This is a genomic window from Psychrobacillus sp. NPDC096389 (genome assembly GCF_044762855.1).
GTDB lineage: Bacteria > Bacillota > Bacilli > Bacillales_A > Planococcaceae > Psychrobacillus.
The window spans coordinates 43,862-60,578 of sequence record NZ_JBIWFB010000005.1; the positions used below are offsets into that span (position 1 = coordinate 43,862).

General features: G+C 37.4%; 15 protein-coding genes. 11 read left to right on the plus strand and 4 right to left on the minus strand.

Annotated elements, in window-relative coordinates:
* The first annotated feature begins 9 nt into the window (after positions 1–9).
* Genes phaZ through ACIQ38_RS13570 form a run of 5 tightly spaced genes read left to right on the plus strand, consistent with a single transcriptional unit; the run spans position 10 to position 3,924 of the window.
* Positions 10–909 carry an intracellular short-chain-length polyhydroxyalkanoate depolymerase gene (gene phaZ, locus ACIQ38_RS13550; RefSeq protein WP_402823710.1) on the plus strand — a complete coding sequence of 300 codons (900 nt, stop codon included), beginning with the start codon at positions 10–12 and terminating at the stop codon, positions 907–909.
* Positions 906–1,646, plus strand: a complete 741-nt coding sequence (gene fabG, locus ACIQ38_RS13555) for a 3-oxoacyl-ACP reductase FabG (RefSeq protein WP_402823713.1) — start codon at positions 906–908, stop codon at positions 1,644–1,646. The genes phaZ and fabG overlap by 4 nt, the downstream gene beginning before the upstream one ends.
* A gap of 20 nt (positions 1,647–1,666) precedes the next feature.
* Positions 1,667–3,148, plus strand: coding sequence for a class I adenylate-forming enzyme family protein (locus tag ACIQ38_RS13560; protein WP_402823716.1), 1,482 nt, complete (start codon positions 1,667–1,669; stop codon positions 3,146–3,148).
* A 54-nt stretch (positions 3,149–3,202) separates the two neighbouring features.
* Positions 3,203–3,628, plus strand: a complete 426-nt coding sequence (locus ACIQ38_RS13565) for an acyl-CoA thioesterase (protein WP_402823719.1) — start codon at positions 3,203–3,205, stop codon at positions 3,626–3,628.
* Entirely contained in the window at positions 3,628–3,924 is a 297-nt protein-coding gene (locus ACIQ38_RS13570; RefSeq protein WP_402823722.1) for a hypothetical protein, read from the plus strand. The genes ACIQ38_RS13565 and ACIQ38_RS13570 overlap by 1 nt, the downstream gene beginning before the upstream one ends.
* 38 nt (positions 3,925–3,962) lie before the next feature.
* On the opposite strand, the gene ACIQ38_RS13575 is transcribed toward ACIQ38_RS13570, so the two are convergent.
* From ACIQ38_RS13575 to ACIQ38_RS13590, 4 genes are all read right to left on the minus strand, one after another.
* Positions 3,963–4,262 carry a HesB/YadR/YfhF family protein gene (locus ACIQ38_RS13575; protein WP_402823724.1) on the minus strand — a complete coding sequence of 100 codons (300 nt, stop codon included), beginning with the start codon at positions 4,260–4,262 and terminating at the stop codon, positions 3,963–3,965.
* Between the two features lie 13 nt (positions 4,263–4,275).
* On the minus strand, positions 4,276–4,878 hold the full coding sequence (plsY, locus tag ACIQ38_RS13580; RefSeq protein ID WP_402823726.1) for a glycerol-3-phosphate 1-O-acyltransferase PlsY: 603 nt from the start codon (positions 4,876–4,878) through the stop codon (positions 4,276–4,278).
* Between the two features lie 151 nt (positions 4,879–5,029).
* Positions 5,030–6,310 (minus strand): dicarboxylate/amino acid:cation symporter, encoded by a 1,281-nt coding sequence (locus tag ACIQ38_RS13585; protein WP_402823729.1) that lies wholly within the window; start codon positions 6,308–6,310, stop codon positions 5,030–5,032.
* Between the two features lie 207 nt (positions 6,311–6,517).
* The gene (locus ACIQ38_RS13590; RefSeq protein ID WP_402823732.1) at positions 6,518–7,564 is read right to left on the minus strand and encodes a DctP family TRAP transporter solute-binding subunit; all 1,047 of its coding nucleotides are present in this window, start codon (positions 7,562–7,564) and stop codon (positions 6,518–6,520) included.
* Positions 7,565–7,657: 93 nt separating this feature from the next.
* Between ACIQ38_RS13590 and ACIQ38_RS13595 the strand changes: the two genes are divergently transcribed.
* The 6 genes from ACIQ38_RS13595 to ACIQ38_RS13620 all read left to right on the plus strand — a co-directional run bounded on the left by ACIQ38_RS13595 (position 7,658) and on the right by ACIQ38_RS13620 (position 16,541).
* Positions 7,658–9,253 carry an ATP-binding protein gene (locus ACIQ38_RS13595; protein ID WP_402823735.1) on the plus strand — a complete coding sequence of 532 codons (1,596 nt, stop codon included), beginning with the start codon at positions 7,658–7,660 and terminating at the stop codon, positions 9,251–9,253.
* A gap of 15 nt (positions 9,254–9,268) precedes the next feature.
* Positions 9,269–9,952, plus strand: coding sequence for a response regulator (locus tag ACIQ38_RS13600; RefSeq protein WP_402823738.1), 684 nt, complete (start codon positions 9,269–9,271; stop codon positions 9,950–9,952).
* 274 nt (positions 9,953–10,226) lie between these two features.
* Positions 10,227–12,200 (plus strand): DNA topoisomerase IV subunit B, encoded by a 1,974-nt coding sequence (parE, locus tag ACIQ38_RS13605; RefSeq protein WP_402823741.1) that lies wholly within the window; start codon positions 10,227–10,229, stop codon positions 12,198–12,200.
* Positions 12,197–14,629, plus strand: coding sequence for a DNA topoisomerase IV subunit A (parC, locus tag ACIQ38_RS13610; protein WP_402823744.1), 2,433 nt, complete (start codon positions 12,197–12,199; stop codon positions 14,627–14,629). The genes parE and parC overlap by 4 nt, the downstream gene beginning before the upstream one ends.
* 307 nt (positions 14,630–14,936) lie before the next feature.
* Positions 14,937–15,551: an exosporium glycoprotein BclB-related protein gene (locus ACIQ38_RS13615; protein WP_402823746.1), complete on the plus strand. Its 615-nt coding sequence runs from the start codon at positions 14,937–14,939 to the stop codon at positions 15,549–15,551.
* A 516-nt stretch (positions 15,552–16,067) separates the two neighbouring features.
* Positions 16,068–16,541, plus strand: coding sequence for a BclA C-terminal domain-containing protein (locus ACIQ38_RS13620; protein WP_402823749.1), 474 nt, complete (start codon positions 16,068–16,070; stop codon positions 16,539–16,541).
* Positions 16,542–16,717 lie beyond the last annotated feature (176 nt).

The window sequence follows — 16,717 nt, forward strand, 5'->3', positions numbered from 1 at the left end:
TGTAGGTAAATGAATTTACAAAAAGTACAGTTAGCAAACGGAGTATCACTCGCATATTTTGAACGTCCAGGGGGAGAAGAAGTCATTATGTTAGTCCATGGAAATATGACTTCCTCCAAACATTGGGATGTGCTAATCGACAAATTAGATGCCAAGTATAAAGTGTATGCTGTCGATTTACGCGGCTTTGGAGAATCTACGTATCATACTAGAGTAAAAGGGATCAAAGACTTTTCAGATGACTTAAAAGGATTAGTCGATGCAATAGAATTGAAGCATTTCCACTTGATTGGCTGGTCTACAGGTGGTGCTATTTGCATGCAATTTGTCGCAGACTATCCAGGATATTGTGAGAAGTTAGTACTTCTTGCTTCCGCATCCACTAGAGGCTATCCATTTTACGGTTCTAACATAGACGGAACACCTAATTTAGAACAAAGATTTCAAACGATTGAAGAAATAGAGAATGATCCAGTAAAAACAATACCAATGCAAGGATTATACGACACCAACAATAAAGCAGGGTTAAAAGCTGTTTGGAATGCCGTTATTTATACGCATAATCAACCGAAAGAGGAGGATTACGACGCCTATGTAGATGATATGCTTACGCAACGAAATTTAGCAGATGTGTATCACGCTCTAAACACATTTAATATAAGTGCCCTGGATAATGAAGCAGCAAAAGGTACGAATCAAGCAAAAGATATTACGATTCCCGTTCTTATATTACGAGGAGATCGTGATTACGTGGTGACAGAGGATATGACACAGGAAATTGTCGCGGACTTAGGAGAGAATGCCACATATGTTCCGCTCATTAATTGTGGCCATTCCCCATTAATCGACGATTTGGAACAGTTAACAAGCCGAATCGAAAATTTCATATCAAAGGAGAATGAACGATGAGATTACAAAATAAGGTCGCTCTTATTACAGGTGCAGCTAATGGAATTGGTTTAGCAGCAGCACTTCGCTTTGCAGAGGAAGGGGCGAAAGTAGTATTAGCGGACTATGATGCAAATGCCGGGAAAGAGCAAGAGCATGCATTAAAAGCAAAAGGGTATGACGTAAAATTCATTCAAGTGGATGTTGCCAACCGAGAAAGTGTAGACTCTCTCATAAAAGAAACTATCGAACATTTTGGAGAGATTCATATATTAGTTAATAATGCCGGAATCACAAGGGATGCCATGCTAACTAAAATGACCGAAGAAGATTTCTCACAAGTTTTAGACGTTAATTTAAAAGGGGTATTCTATTGTACACAAGCAGTAGTCCCTCATTTAATCGAGCAAGGCTATGGGAAGATAATAAATACATCGTCTGTAAGCGGAGTATATGGGAACTTTGGGCAAACGAATTATGCTGCCTCCAAAGCAGCTGTCATTGGCATGACCAAAACATGGGCAAAAGAACTTGGGCGAAAAGGTATTAATGTTAATGCCGTATCTCCTGGATTCACTACAACAGCAATGGTAGAAAAAATGCCCGAAAAAATTATCGAACAAATGAAAGCAGGAGTGGCGCTTCGCCGACTAGGTGAACCTGAAGATATCGCCAATGCTTATTTATTTTTAGCTTCGGATGAATCTAGTTATGTACACGGTACGGTATTACAAGTAGATGGTGGAATTATGATGTAACAAAAAAGGAGCGGTGCAAAGTGTATACAGAGCAAGCTTGGATATATAAACGTGCGGCATTGTCTCCAACAAAGATCGCCCTAATTGATAGTGGCACAGATGAACAATGGAGCTATCAAACATTAACCGAACATATATCCAAATGGGTTTACTTTTTTCAAGAAAAAAATTATCAAAAAGGCGATCGAATCGTTGTACTCTCACAAAATCGAATCGAACTATTTGCGATTCTGTTCGCATGTGGCATATCTGGTCTACTCTATGTACCGCTCAATTTTCGATTAAGTAAAGTAGAATTAGCCTATATTTTAGAAGATTGTAAACCAGTGCTCATTATTCATGATGAAGCACATCAAACAATCAGTCACACTTTCGTCCAGGTGGATCGTCTATTACTGACATCTGTACTAGAAAAAGCTGCTTTTTTCTATCCATCTAGCCATAATTGGAGCGCATCAGACAGTTGGATTATTATTTATACGGGAGGAACGACAGGAAAGCCAAAAGGAGTAGAGCTTTCTTTTGATGCAGTCAATTGGAATGCGATCAATACCATTACAAGCTGGGGCTTGAGCGATTCGGACTGTACCTTAAATTATATGCCCATGTTTCATACCGGAGGGTTAAATGCTCTATGTATACCGATTTTAATGGCTGGAGGCACCGTCGTTGTAGGGGCTCGTTTCGATGCAGAAGAAGCTATTAAAGCGTTAAATACGTATAAAACGACGCTGTCTTTATTTGTTCCGACTATGTATCAGGCAATGCTCGATACGACTTACATTCAAACGGCCACTTTTCCAACCGTAAAAGTGTTTTTATCGGGAGGTGCGCCTTGTCCTCATACGATTTATCAACGTTTTGAAGAAAAAGGCATTCTTTTTAAAGAAGGTTACGGACTTACAGAAGCCGGACCGAACAACTTTTTTATTGATCCATTGGATGTAGGGAAAAAAAGAGGATCAGTTGGAAAATGTATGTTGTTTAATGAAGTGAAAATAATAAATGAAAATGGAGAGCTTTGTCGCACCAATGAAGTAGGAGAGCTTTATATTTCAGGGAAGCATGTGTTTACGAAGTATTGGAATAACGAAGAAGAAACAAATCGTGCATTTGTAGATGGTTGGTTGAAGACTGGTGATTTAGCAAAGGTCGATGAAGAGGGATATTATTATATAGTCGGTAGAAAAAAAGAAATGATTATTTCGGGCGGGGAAAATGTGTACCCGCAAGAAGTGGAGCAGTGCCTAGTTTTACATCCGAACGTTAAAGAAGCTGCGGTTATTGGAGTGGCAGATGAAAAGTGGGGAGAATGTGTCACTGCATTTGTCACCTGTAGTACGGTAAGTGAGTCGTTCGAAATGGAATTATTGCAAAGTTGCAAAAGGGAGCTTGGCGGTTATAAAGTACCGAAAAAAATCTATATACTCGATGAACTTCCTCGCACGGATGTTGGTAAGATTGATAAAAAATGTTTACAAGAACTAGCTGTAAAGATTTGATTTACAGCTTTTTTTGTCGCCTTTTTGTATAATTAGTTTTGAGGTGACATGTATATGTTTATTAGTGAGAAAGAAATTGAAGTACGTTACGCAGAAACGGATCAAATGGGGGTAGTGTACCATGCAAACTATGTAATATGGCTTGAGATTGGTCGCACACAGCTTATTAAAGATTTAGGCTTCTCCTATGCCGGTCTCGAAAAAGATGGTTATTTATCTCCCGTTACGAATGTGAATATAAACTATAAATCATCTGTGAGGTACGGAGAAACAGTAGTTGTAAGAACTTGGATCGAAAGCCACGGAAAGCTTCGAACTACATATGGCTATGAAATCGTTCACGAAGACGGTACGATTGCTTCTAGCGCAACATCTGAACATGTTGTCGTGAACAAGGACAATTTCCGGCCAGTTTCCTTAAAGAAAGTTCATCCTGCGTGGGATGCAAAGTATATGGAAATCGCAAAGGTGATAGATTAATGGCATTTGGAATTACAAGAGATGAGTTGCGACATTGGAAAACAGCAGTTGAAAACGAACAGATTGCTTTCCTTACTCATTATTGGCTAGATGACCGTTTTCCAGGATGTAAAACGGTTACCAAAGTCGGCTGTAGTAATTTAGAAAAGTTAATCGAATGGGGCGAAAAATACGGTTTAAAAGAAGAATGGATTGACCATAAAGAAGCCTATCCACATTTCGATTTATTTGGAAAGCATGAGTACGAAATCATGCAAAATGAAGGACTGCTAGATCAATTGATGAGGTTTAAATAAGAACTCGAACAAGCAATATAAAAAAGCGTGATAACAAATCACGCTTTTTTATATGTATAAGCTAATTCATCTAATTGGTGATCTACATCTACATACAAATCATGTCCATCGAAATACCACTCATCTCGTTCCTCGATGAAAAATGTAACTTCCTCAACTTTTACGGTAACAACAGGCTCAAACGGCGTATCCTTTGTCATTCCTAGCGAAAAGCCTTGCTGAATTGGACTGGATCCACCATAGCGTGCGTAAAAGCGAATGGTATCACCTTTACTTACTTCCATTTCTTCTTGAAACCAGGTCAATGCATCTTGCGAGATAAAGATTTTCATATCCATCACCAAGCCTTTCTTAAATCCACTTCACCTTAGGTTCTGTCCCGTTTTTAATACGTTGAATGTTAGTGCGATGACGATAAAAGATAAAAACGGCTATTAAGACAAGCATCGCAATTAATGGCCAATCTTTTTCGGCTGTGAAGTAATAAACGATTGAATAAATAAGTGCAATAACAGCTAAAATCATAGAAGTTAGTGAAACCATCTTAGTTATTTTTAAGATGATAAAAAATCCAACAATTAGAAGCACGAAAAGTGGCCAATTATAAGCAAGTAATATACCTCCAGAAGTAGCTACCGCTTTACCGCCTTTGAATTTAGCAAAAATCGGGAACATATGCCCAATCACTGCAATGATTCCAAGAATTAGTGGATGAACATTAGCCGTTTCAAACACAGCTAAATAACCTAGAAGTGTTGCAGCTGTCCCTTTTAGAATATCCATGATAGTAACAACTAATCCCGCTTTTTTACCTAGCGTGCGAAACGTATTTGTTCCACCTAAATTTCCACTGCCATGCTCACGAATATCTGTATTATAAAATAATTTTCCGACCCATAAGCCGGAAGGGATAGATCCGATTATATAGGCAAGTAAAAGTAAAATGATTATCATAGCATGCTCCTTTAGTGACGAAACTAATATTATATTGAACTATTACAGTTTACCACGCACACTTTGTTTTGTTCAATGTAAAGAAGTAATTATATCAGTAAGAGCCATCTGACAAATAATCAGATGGCTCTTACTAGCATTCAAGTTGTAATTAGTTTTGCAATACTGGAATCTGTTCGCTAACTTTTTCATCGTTGACTTTGTTTTGAACTCCACTTGGATCAAATTCCTTTTCCGATTTTGCTACTACAACTGCTGCAACACCATTACCTATCAAGTTTGTTACAGCACGTGCTTCTGACATAAAGCGGTCTACACCGATTAGTAACGCCATTCCTTCAACAGGAATCATCGGGAAAGCAGCTAATGTTGCAGCAAGTGTGATAAAACCAGAACCAGTAACTCCTGCAGCTCCTTTAGAAGTTAACATTAAAATACCAAGTAAAGTAAGCTGTTGCCAGAAGGAAAGAGGTACACCGTAAGCTTGAGCTATAAAGATGGCAGCCATGGACAAGTAAATGGATGTACCATCTAGATTAAAAGAATAACCGGTTGGTACTACTAATCCTACTACTTGTTTAGAGCAACCGTAATTTTCAAGTTTCCCCATCATCGAAGGCAATGCAGATTCAGAAGAGGAAGTTCCTACAACAAGGAATATTTCTTCCTTAATGTATGCTATAAACTTTGTAATGCTGAAACCATAATATTTTGCGATAGCCCCTAAAATTAAAATAATGAATAAGAACATCGTTATATATACAGAGAGCATTAGTTTCCCTAAAGACCATAAAGAACCAAGTCCGAAATTACCAATCGTGTACGCCATTGCACCGAATGCACCAAACGGAGATATTTTCATTACCATCCCAATGATTTTGAAGAAAATTTCGGATACTTTTTCTAAAAGTTTAATAACCGGTTTAGAAGATTCACCTAATGAAGCCGTAGCAATACCAAATAGAATTGCACAAAATAGAACAGGTAGTAATTGCCCACCAGCTAATGCTCCTATAAAGTTTTCAGGAATGATACTCATGATGAATCCCTTTAAGCCTTCGCTTTCACTAGCTGCAGTTGTAAAAGCAGATACATCTCCGCCATTTGCAGCAGATGTATCTAATCCTTTACCAGGTTGTACTAAATTGACAACAAGTAAGCCAATCGCTAAAGCAATCGTGGAAACAACCTCAAAGTAAATTAATGCTTTACCACCAATCTTACCCACTTTTTTCAAATCGCCCATACTACCGATGCCAATTACTACTGTCAAGAATATTATTGGCGCAATGAGCATTTTAATCATTTTAATAAAAATATCCGCTAAAACTTTTAATTGCGCTCCAAAGGCTGGAAATAACGCACCTACAACAATACCAAGGATAATTGCGAAAATAACTTGTACGGTTAAATTTTTAAAATTTAATCTCATATGACCCCTACTTTCTGTTAGTTTTCTTATTGCTTTTCATGTTGTTACTATCATAAATGTAGAGAAAGCGTTTTCAAATATTTTGGTGATAATGTTCTTTTAGGTCTTTTAGGTCTTTTCTAAAGGTGGGTCAAATAAATCGTTCCCTAGCGGCTTGGAGAGGGAATAAAAAAAGTCACTAGAGAGTTTCCTCCCTAATGACTTTATCTATTTATTGAGTAATTGCTTGATTTCTTGTAAATAGGTTGCATTTATTTCCTGTTCATAATATGTATAGATGGGTTCAAAAACCTTTTGCCATTTTTCTTTATCGGCAGAAGAAAGTGTTTCTATATGGATTCCCGAAAAATCTCTTAATCTACTTAAATTGTCCTCGTTCATTTGTTTAGAATGCTCAAAGTTCCATTCAGCTACTTCGTCCATCACTTCTATTAGATCATTTTGTAAATTTGTAGGCAAACTATTAAAAAAATCTTCATTTATCATGACGGCATATCCCAAAATACCATGATTGGTAATGGTTAGATTTTTTTGTAGTTTGTAAAATCCCTTAGAATAAATATTGGAAATTGTATTCTCTTGTGCATCAATCTCTTTTTTCTCTAATTCCTCATATATTTCATCAAAGGAAGTAGCAAGAGGAGTAGCATGTAGTAACTTGAATTGCATTTGTAGCACATTACTTGGCATCGCTCTTATTTTAAGACCAACAAAGTCTTCCGTTTTTTGAAGAGGTTTACCTGTGCTTAGCATTTGTTTAAATCCGTTGTGCCAAAAGCCTAATCCTCTCACATCGAAGCTATTTAATTGATTTAACAGTTGCTCACCGTACGGTCCTGTCAAAATCCGCTCAATATCTTCTTCATTTTCAAATAAAAAAGGCAAATCTAGCACCTGCCATGTAGGCAATAATTTTGTTACTTTTGAAAAGGTAGGGGCAATCATTTGTACATCATTATTTTTTAATGCATCAAATTCACTATCATCATTGAACAACATACCATTTGGATAGATGACGACTCGAATACGACCATCTGTCTTTTCCTCTAATAACTCAGCAAATTTTACAGCTGCTTGTCCTTTAGGTGTATCCTCGGCTACGACATGACTAAAATGAATGACGATTTGTTCATTTAATCCACTCTGCTCCTCATCGAGCGGTAAAGAACCATCTTGCCAAAACTTTTGCTGATAGCCAATATAACTAATAATCACTACTAATGTACATAAAGCTGTTTTAAAATATAAACGCATTCAGTCCACCACAACATTCTGACATTTTCTTTTATAGTATCATAATTCTAATGGTACAATAGATTCATTATTGGGAAATTCAGAGGGAGCTATATGAAAAAAGAGCAAGCATCTATTAATATTAAAATCGTGTCACTTACGTTTTTCATCATTATCTTTTCATTTATCATTGCAGCTATTTTTGTCATTGGTAATATTATGACCGAAAAGGAAGAGAAACTTAGCGAACAAGCAATGCTCGTTGCCCGTACAGTCGGTAAATTGCCTGAAATACGAGAGAAACTTGCAAGTAGCGAGACTTTTACTGCTAAATCGGAAACTGTCAATCAAACAGTAGAAGGAATACGTGTCATTAACAAAGCCGACTATATAGTTGTATTGGATATGGAGCATAGACGTTTATCCCATCCAGTAAGGAACATGATTGGGCAAACTTCTAATACAGCAGATGAAAATGCCGCATTTGAAGAACATTACTATACATCTAAAGCAATTGGTGAGATAGGTAAAACCGTGCGAGCATTTGTTCCTGTAATGAGTAAGGATCATGAGCAAATAGGTGTTGTTATAGTTGGTTATCGTTTACCTACCATTATGGAAATAATAGGAGGTATGCGTACCGAAATAATGTTCGTCACTATATTATCCCTATTTTTCGGTGCATGGGGAGCATGGGTGCTCGGACGGCATATGAAAAAGCAAATGTTTGGACTGGAACCACATGAGATTGCAAGACTTTACGTCGAAAGAACGGAAACTTTTAATGCCATGCATGAAGGAATCATCGCTATTGATAATAAGTTAAATGTCACCATTTTCAATGAAAAAGCGCGCCAAATTCTTGGAGTCTATCAAGATGATCTAATTGGGAAAAGCATTTATAAGATTTTGCCAGATACCCGTTTACCAGAAATACTAGATTTTAATAAGCCAGTTTATAATAAAGAATTACTCATAAATCAGCATAGTATTATGAGCAATCGCGTACCTATTACAGTGAACGAGGAAACAATTGGGGCAATTGCTATATTTCAAGATCGTACAGAAGTGAAAAAGCTTGCCGAAGAATTGACGGGTGTACAAGAATTTATACAAGCATTACGTATCCAAAACCATGAACATAAAAATAAGATGCATACAATTGCTGGATTGCTTCAACTTGGGCATTATAACCAAGCGCTTGACTATGTGGTAGAAGTAAATCAACGCCAAAACGAGTTATCCCAATTCTTCGAAGAACGAATAAAAAACGAAAACATTTCCGGTTTGCTCCTAAGTAAAATTAACCAAGGAAAAGAACAAGGAATTCACGTTGAAGTCGATATGAATAGCAAGCTTTTATATTTGCCAGAAAAACTGGATATGAATGATTTTGTCATTGTTCTAGGTAATCTAATCGAAAATGCTTTCGATGCTTTACGACATGTTGATAAAGAAGAGAAAAAAGTCTTCATCAGCATAGATCAAGACGAATATACCTTATCTATTTTAGTTGAGGATAATGGCATTGGGATCAAGCAAGAACAACTAAATTATATTTTTGATAATGGTTACTCAACAAAAAACGAACAAAATTACGGAATAGGGTTATACTTAATACAGAGCATCGTCCAAAAAGAGAATGGAAACATTGATGTTTCGAGTAACCTTGGGGAAGGAACAAGCTTTCAAATTACTTTTTATTTATAGAAGGAGGTGCTATTGTTGCTTCCAATTTCAGTCATATTAATAGAAGATGATCCAATGATTCGTCAAGTAAATCAGCAATTTATAGAAAAAGTAAAAGGATTTCAGATAATCGGGACAGCTGGAAACGGAATAGAAGGTATGAAACTCATCAAAAAATTAAAACCTAATTTGGTCATAATGGACATTTTCATGCCGGAGCAGAATGGCATACAAACACTACAACAGCTTCGTGAAAGTAAACTGAATGTAGATGTTATTACGATCACTGCAGCTACTGAGATGAAAACGATCCGTCAAATATTACAGCTTGGTGTATATGATTATATTATGAAACCCTTTACCTTTGAACGAATCAAGCAAACACTCGAAAATTATAGGAATTTTAAAGAAAAGATGGGAAGAAAAAAGGAACTGACCCAAACGGAACTCGACGAATTAATACATCCTCATCGCTTAAACTTGCAAGGGTTAAATGAGTTGCCAAAAGGGCTAAATGCATCCACTTTAGATAAGATAATTGCTTTTATCAGAATGCAAGATAATTCAGTTTCTGCCGAGGAAGTGGCAAACGGTGTTGGACTTGCCCGAGTCACCGCAAGAAGATATCTAGATTATTTAGAGAAACAGCAAAAGGTAGTTATTGATATTCAATATGGTTCTGTTGGTAGACCTGTCAATCAATACAGAATTATTCGGTGAAAGTATACCTGGAGCAGCTTTATTAGGCGTCTTCAGTTTTTTTACGCATTACTTTTTAATCATTGTAAAGAAGGAATAACGTATGAAGACAGAGAATGCTACAGGAAGGTAGATTGCAATCTAATTGATAATTACTTACAATTAGATTCTGGCCTGACTATATAGTCTTTAGATGCTTACGCATTCTAATAGAGCTATTGACATAATGAAAATCTGTTTGTACGCTAAATAGAGAATAAAGAACAGATGTTTTGTTTTTTTGGAGGGAACGTATTTGAGTAAAGATGAAATATTAACGAGCTATAGTGATGATGATATTCAAGTATTAGAAGGTTTAGAAGCCGTTCGAAAACGTCCAGGGATGTACATAGGCTCGACTGATGCGCGAGGATTACATCATTTAGTTTACGAAATAGTTGATAACTCAGTCGATGAAAGTTTGGCTGGATTTGGTAATCATATTAAAGTAACGATACATGAAGATCAAAGTGTGACAGTACGTGACTTTGGTCGAGGGATGCCAACAGGTATGCATAAGACCGGAATTCCAACGGCGGAAGTCATTTTCACCGTGCTCCATGCAGGTGGTAAATTTGGACAAGGCGGATACAAGACAAGTGGGGGACTTCACGGGGTTGGTGCTTCCGTCGTCAATGCTCTTTCATCTTACGTCGAAGTAATTATTCATCGGGATGGCAAAAAATTCATTCAACGCTTCGAAAATGGCGGAAAAATAGTCCAGTCGTTAAAAGAAGTTGGTTCTACGAAAGAGACTGGTACATCTGTACATTTCTTACCTGATGACTCCATTTTCTCCACAGTAAAATTTAATTATGAAACTTTATGCGAAAGGCTGAGAGAGTCGGCTTTTCTTTTGAAAGGACTTAAAATCGAGTTACAAGACGAACGTACAGGCGCTCATGATATTTTTTATTATGAAACGGGCATTGAAGCTTTCGTTTCTTATTTGAATGAAGAAAAAGATGTCCTGCACCCTGTTTTCTATATGGAAGGAGAACAGGATTCAATAGAAGTTGAGTTTGCATTCCAATTTAATGACGGTTATTCAGAAACGATTTTATCTTTTGTTAATAATGTGCGAACAAGAGATGGCGGTACACATGAAACTGGTGCAAAAGCTGCTTTGACAAGAGTTTTTAATGAATATGCAAGAAAAACAAGTTTAATAAAAGAAAAAGACAAAAACTTAGATGGTTCTGACATACGAGAAGGTATTTCAGCGATCGTTTCAGTACGAATCCCAGAAAGCATATTACAGTTTGAAGGCCAAACAAAAGGGAAATTGGGAACAAGTGAAGCAAGAAGTGCAGTAGACGCTGTTATTTCCGAAAAACTGCAATACATTTTGGAAGAGAATGCTGAGCTCACTGCTTCTTTAGTTCGAAAAGCTATTCGCGCACAACAAGCAAGAGAAGCCGCTCGTAAAGCACGAGAGGACGCTCGAAACGGGAAAAAGCGCAAACGTTCGGACACATTATTATCCGGTAAACTAACTCCTGCTCAGTCACGAAACGCAGCAAAAAATGAACTATACCTTGTCGAAGGAGATTCTGCTGGTGGTTCCGCAAAGCAAGGACGGGATCGAACATTCCAAGCAATCTTACCTTTACGAGGAAAAGTTATTAATACGGAAAAAGCAAAACTTGCAGATATTATGAAAAATGAAGAAATCGCGACAATCATTCATGCAATTGGCGGAGGAGTAGGAGCAGATTTCCAAATAGCAGATATCGCTTACGATAAAGTAGTTATTATGACCGATGCAGATACGGACGGGGCACATATTCAAGTGCTTTTATTAACTTTTTTCTATCGTTACATGAAGCCATTGATCGAGCATGGTAAAATTTATATCGCATTACCACCTCTATATAAAGTATTTAAAGGGGTTGGTAAAAAAGAAGTGTTCGAATATGCATGGACTGAAAAAGAATTAGAAGCATCAACGAAAAAGATTGGCAAAGGCTTTATGCTCCAACGTTATAAAGGGCTTGGGGAGATGAATGCCGACCAATTATGGGATACAACGATGAATCCTGAAACGCGTACTTTAATACGCGTAACGATTGAAGATGGCGCAAGAGCGGAAAGACATGTCACTACATTGATGGGCGATAAAGTAGAGCCACGTCGCAAATGGATCGAAGCAAACGTCAACTTTAGTTTAGAAGACGATTCTAATATTTTAGAAAATGAAAGAATACACACGGAGGATGAGTTAGTATGACACAAACCGAACGTTATCAAGATTTACCACTAGAAGAAGTAATCGGCGACCGGTTTGGGCGTTATAGTAAATACATCATTCAAGATCGTGCACTTCCAGATGCTAGGGACGGGTTAAAACCCGTTCAACGTCGTATCTTATTTGCAATGTTTCACGAAGGAAATACGAATGACAAGCCTTTCCGTAAATCTGCTAAAACGGTCGGAAATGTAATCGGGAACTATCATCCACATGGAGACAGTTCTGTTTATGAGGCAATGGTACGTATGAGTCAAGACTGGAAACTCCGTCATATGCTCGTAGAAATGCACGGAAACAATGGTTCAGTTGATGGGGACCCACCAGCGGCAATGCGTTATACAGAAGCAAGACTTTCCGCTATCTCGCAGGAATTGCTACGAGATATCAATAAAAACACAGTAGATTATATACCAAACTTTGACGATTCGGATTCAGAACCAGTCGTCTTACCTGCGCGTTTTCCGAACCTCCTTGTAAATGGTTCAACTGGTATTTCTGCCGGTTATGCGACAGATATTCCACCGCATGCACTTCATGAAGCACTTGATGCTGTGTTAATGCGCATGGAAAACCCTGCAGCAACAGTAGACGAGCTAATGACCGTTATTAAAGGTCCTGATTTCCCAACTGGTGGTATTATTCAAGGTATCGATGGCATTAAAAAAGCATATGAAACAGGAAGAGGGAAAATTGTCGTCCGTTCTAAAACCGAAATCGAAACGATTAAAGGCGGCAAGGAACAAATTGTTATTACGGAAATTCCTTACGAAGTGAATAAGGCAAATCTAATCAAAAAAATTGACGAACAACGCCATGATAAACGTTTAGACGGAATTGCTGATGTCCGAGACGAATCGGATCGCACTGGTTTACGAATTGTGATAGAAATGAAAAAAGAAGTAGATGCATATGGTATTTTACAGTTTTTATTTAAAAATACAGACTTACAAGTGACCTATAATTTTAATATGATTGCTATTCATAATCGCAGACCAACGATGATGACCTTGCCATTATTATTGGATTCCTATATAGATCATCAAAAAGAAGTCGTTACTCGTCGTACTACATTCGATTTGGAAAAAGCGAAGGAACGTTTACATATCGTAGCAGGTCTTATGAAAGCTTTATCCATTCTAGATGAGGTCATTCGAACAATTCGTGCATCCAAAGATAAACGAGATGCCAAAAATAATTTAATTGCGGCATTTGGATTTTCAGAAGCACAAGCAGAAGCCATTGTTTCTTTACAATTATATCGTCTTACAAATACTGATATTACGGAATTACAAAAAGAAGAAGAATCGCTCAATGCATTAGTCAAAGAATTGGAAAGTATTCTAGCGAAAGAATCGGTACTAATGAAAGTGATTAAGAAAGAATTGTTAGTAGTCCGTAAACAATTTGCAGAACCACGTAAATCCATAATTGAAGAGGAAATCGAAGAAATTAAAGTCACACTAGATGTCCTTATTCCAAGTGAAGAGGTAATCGTTACCGTTACAAAAGACGGCTATATTAAACGTACGAGTGTGAGATCCTTTACCGCTTCGAATGGCCAAGATTTTGCTATTAAGGAATCGGATTATTTGTTATACCAAGCACCGATAAATACGCAGCATCATTTACTGTTGTTTACGTCGAAAGGGAATTATATTTACCAACCGGTACATGAATTACCGGATATTCGTTGGAAAGACTTAGGTCAGCATATTTCCAGTATTGTGCCGTTAGATGCCAATGAATCGCTTATCAATGTGATTGGTATCGACTCGTTTGACCTAGATTTATGTGTCCTTACTGCAACGAAGGATGGGCAAATAAAACGTTCCTTGTTATCAGATTACGTCGTACAGCGTTATGCTCGACCGATTAAGACGATCAACTTGAAGGCAAATGATGAAATGATCCTCGCACAGTTAGTAGCACCTTCCGATGAAGTACTATTTACAACGCATTTAAGCTATTCTGTTCGATTCTCATTGGATGAAGTGCCGATTACAGGAGTAAAAACAGGTGGGGTAAAAGGCGTTAGTTTAAAAGAGGATGACTATGTTGTCAGTGTAAACGTCGTTCCTCTAGATAGTCATGATGATATTACATTAGTGACACATCGCGGGGCAGTTAAGAAAATGGCCTTAAAAGAAATCGAATCCGGCACACGTGCCAAACGTGGTATCGTTACACTACGAGAGCTAAAATCAAATCCACATAAAGTATTTGCGGTATTATTAACGAATAAAAAAGAAGAACTTGTTTTAGAAACAGAAAAAGGTATACAAGAAGTTGTTCAACTAAACACACTACGTCTAGTAGATCGCTATTCCAATGGATCGCTCGTCGTCGACACAGGCAAAGATGGTCAACTCGTTCGAGTTTGGAAACAAGCGATTGATGAAAATGAGTAAGAGAACTTAACTTAACTTAACTTAACGACATAATAAAAAGCATTTCCATTAGGTACTTTACCTTTTGTGAAATGCTTTTTGTGTTTTGTGTGTAGTTGGTCAAGCTTATTGAAAAGTCCAACTCTAGTATAGAAGAACCTACAAATTAAGTAACTTCAATTAATCTTCCCTAATCTCCTCATAGGTTAATGTAATAGTCTTTACCCCGAAATAAGAAATATTTTAAAAACTTCCCTAAAGATATAGTTAAAAACCCCGTCCGCCCTTCAATTCCATGAATAGAATAGCAGAGAAAGGAGGTGATAATATGTGTAATAATTCATCATGTGGATGTAATTTCAACCGTTGCACCAACCTTGGACCATTTGTAGCTGTGGACGCGGACTGTATTACTCCTCCAGTGACACGTGCTGCTTCAGTAGTACCGTTCTCTTCTGGTATTACTACGCCAGTGTTATTAGTTACTACTATAGGTGGATTAGTTGGTACAGTTAGTACCATTGGATTTGGTACTGCTAATGTAGGCGTCACACTAGCTGGAGGCTTAATAGACTTGGCTGGACTAACTTCATCCGAATCGTTTACGGTTCCACGAGTAGGTAATGTAACAGCTATATCCGCAAACTTCAATACACTTCTAGCTGCGACTGTTCTTACTGGAACTGCAACAATTCGAGCTCAGATCTACCGTGCACCAGCTGGAACTAATATCTTTAGTCCAACTGCTGCAACCGTAGTATTAGCTCCATCACTAACAGCTCCTGTAGCAGCTGGTCAATTAAGTTCTGGATCAGCGTCGAATTTCTCTGTCCCAGTAGCACCAGGTGACCGTTTGCTTATGGTCTTTTCAACAACTGCGACTGGATTAACAGCTGCTGTTACAGTTGCTGGATTCGCAAGTGCAGGTATAACTATCGAATAAACTTATGACTCTAAAACAATACGACGCTAGCTAAAGTAGGCAGAACAACTTTTTTTTGTGCCCAAGCCCCTTTCATTTAAATAATGTAAAGGGGCTTTATTATTTCTAATTATATGATTTAGCATTTGTGAACTGTTACTTAGGAAAGGTCAAAAGAGGGTGCCTGGTTCTAACACAATTTAAACCATGGCTCCTCACCTATGAAGCTTCATTTCAAAAAATGATAGATTGTATTTTATTACGAATTTTATTGCAAGTAACTGAAGCTATAAGTCAGTATATAGTGATTGTTTTTGATTCAATCAGTGTATATTTTGTCATGCTTATTCCTTTTCAAATTGAAAAGATCAATTATACGTTAGAAGAATCTTTAAATCGAGTACCTCCAAATATTCTTAAAATGAGTCTATTTAAGTATATTTATGAAATAGTTTTAAACTTATCGAAAGATTTAGTTCAAAACCCCGTCCGCTCTTCAATTCTATGAATAGAATAGCAGAGAAAGGAGGTGATAATATGTGTAACTGTGGAAATAATGACCTTAGCCCCGTAATTGTCAATACCAATAGACCAGCTTATGGATATGTCTTTAACTTTCCTGTTCAAGTTGTTGCTTCTGGTGGTGATGTAAGCTTTAGCGGTAACGGACCATTAGTTAATATTGATCACACTGCAGGTACTGCAGAGATTTCCATTCCTCGATCTGGAGACTATTTAGTTGAGTATACCATCGCTGTCGATGGACCTCAGATGTCCGCGTATGCATTGATTCTTAATGATGTAGAAGTACCGAACTCTGCTACTCGTTATGGTGCTACCAGCCCAGCAGGTACCAATCAAACATTGACTGGTTCTGCAATTTTAAGTGTTCCAGCTAACTCCACACTACTACTAAGAAATATTGGTAATACTGCTGATACTCTAGTAGGAACTGATGATGGCCAAGGCGTTCTCAATGCATCGATATCCATTCACAGACTTGGTGCTTAGTAAATTTTTGTATGCCATATGTTATATTTGAGATCCAACAAGCAAAAGTGCGATGTCCTAATTTGTATAGGATGCCGCACTTTTTTTTATTTTTGTTGTTACTATTATATGGAATTTTACAAAAATGAAGCATTTCACTCTTTTTTCATAACTTTATGGTATAAGTAAGTAGGCGG

Excerpts from the sequence above, each read along its gene's own strand:
- phaZ (WP_402823710.1), top strand. The coding sequence starts at position 10 with ATGAATTTACAAAAAGTACAGTTAGCAAACGGAGTATCACTCGCATAT.
- ACIQ38_RS13575 (WP_402823724.1), bottom strand. The coding sequence starts at position 4,262 with ATGGATATGAAAATCTTTATCTCGCAAGATGCATTGACCTGGTTTCAA.
- plsY (WP_402823726.1), bottom strand. The coding sequence starts at position 4,878 with ATGATAATCATTTTACTTTTACTTGCCTATATAATCGGATCTATCCCT.
- ACIQ38_RS13590 (WP_402823732.1), bottom strand. The coding sequence starts at position 7,564 with ATGCGTTTATATTTTAAAACAGCTTTATGTACATTAGTAGTGATTATT.
- fabG (WP_402823713.1), top strand. The coding sequence starts at position 906 with ATGAGATTACAAAATAAGGTCGCTCTTATTACAGGTGCAGCTAATGGA.
- ACIQ38_RS13595 (WP_402823735.1), top strand. The coding sequence starts at position 7,658 with ATGAAAAAAGAGCAAGCATCTATTAATATTAAAATCGTGTCACTTACG.
- parC (WP_402823744.1), top strand. The coding sequence starts at position 12,197 with ATGACACAAACCGAACGTTATCAAGATTTACCACTAGAAGAAGTAATC.
- ACIQ38_RS13570 (WP_402823722.1), top strand. The coding sequence starts at position 3,628 with ATGGCATTTGGAATTACAAGAGATGAGTTGCGACATTGGAAAACAGCA.
- ACIQ38_RS13585 (WP_402823729.1), bottom strand. The coding sequence starts at position 6,310 with ATGAGATTAAATTTTAAAAATTTAACCGTACAAGTTATTTTCGCAATT.
- ACIQ38_RS13565 (WP_402823719.1), top strand. The coding sequence starts at position 3,203 with ATGTTTATTAGTGAGAAAGAAATTGAAGTACGTTACGCAGAAACGGAT.
- ACIQ38_RS13615 (WP_402823746.1), top strand. The coding sequence starts at position 14,937 with ATGTGTAATAATTCATCATGTGGATGTAATTTCAACCGTTGCACCAAC.
- ACIQ38_RS13620 (WP_402823749.1), top strand. The coding sequence starts at position 16,068 with ATGTGTAACTGTGGAAATAATGACCTTAGCCCCGTAATTGTCAATACC.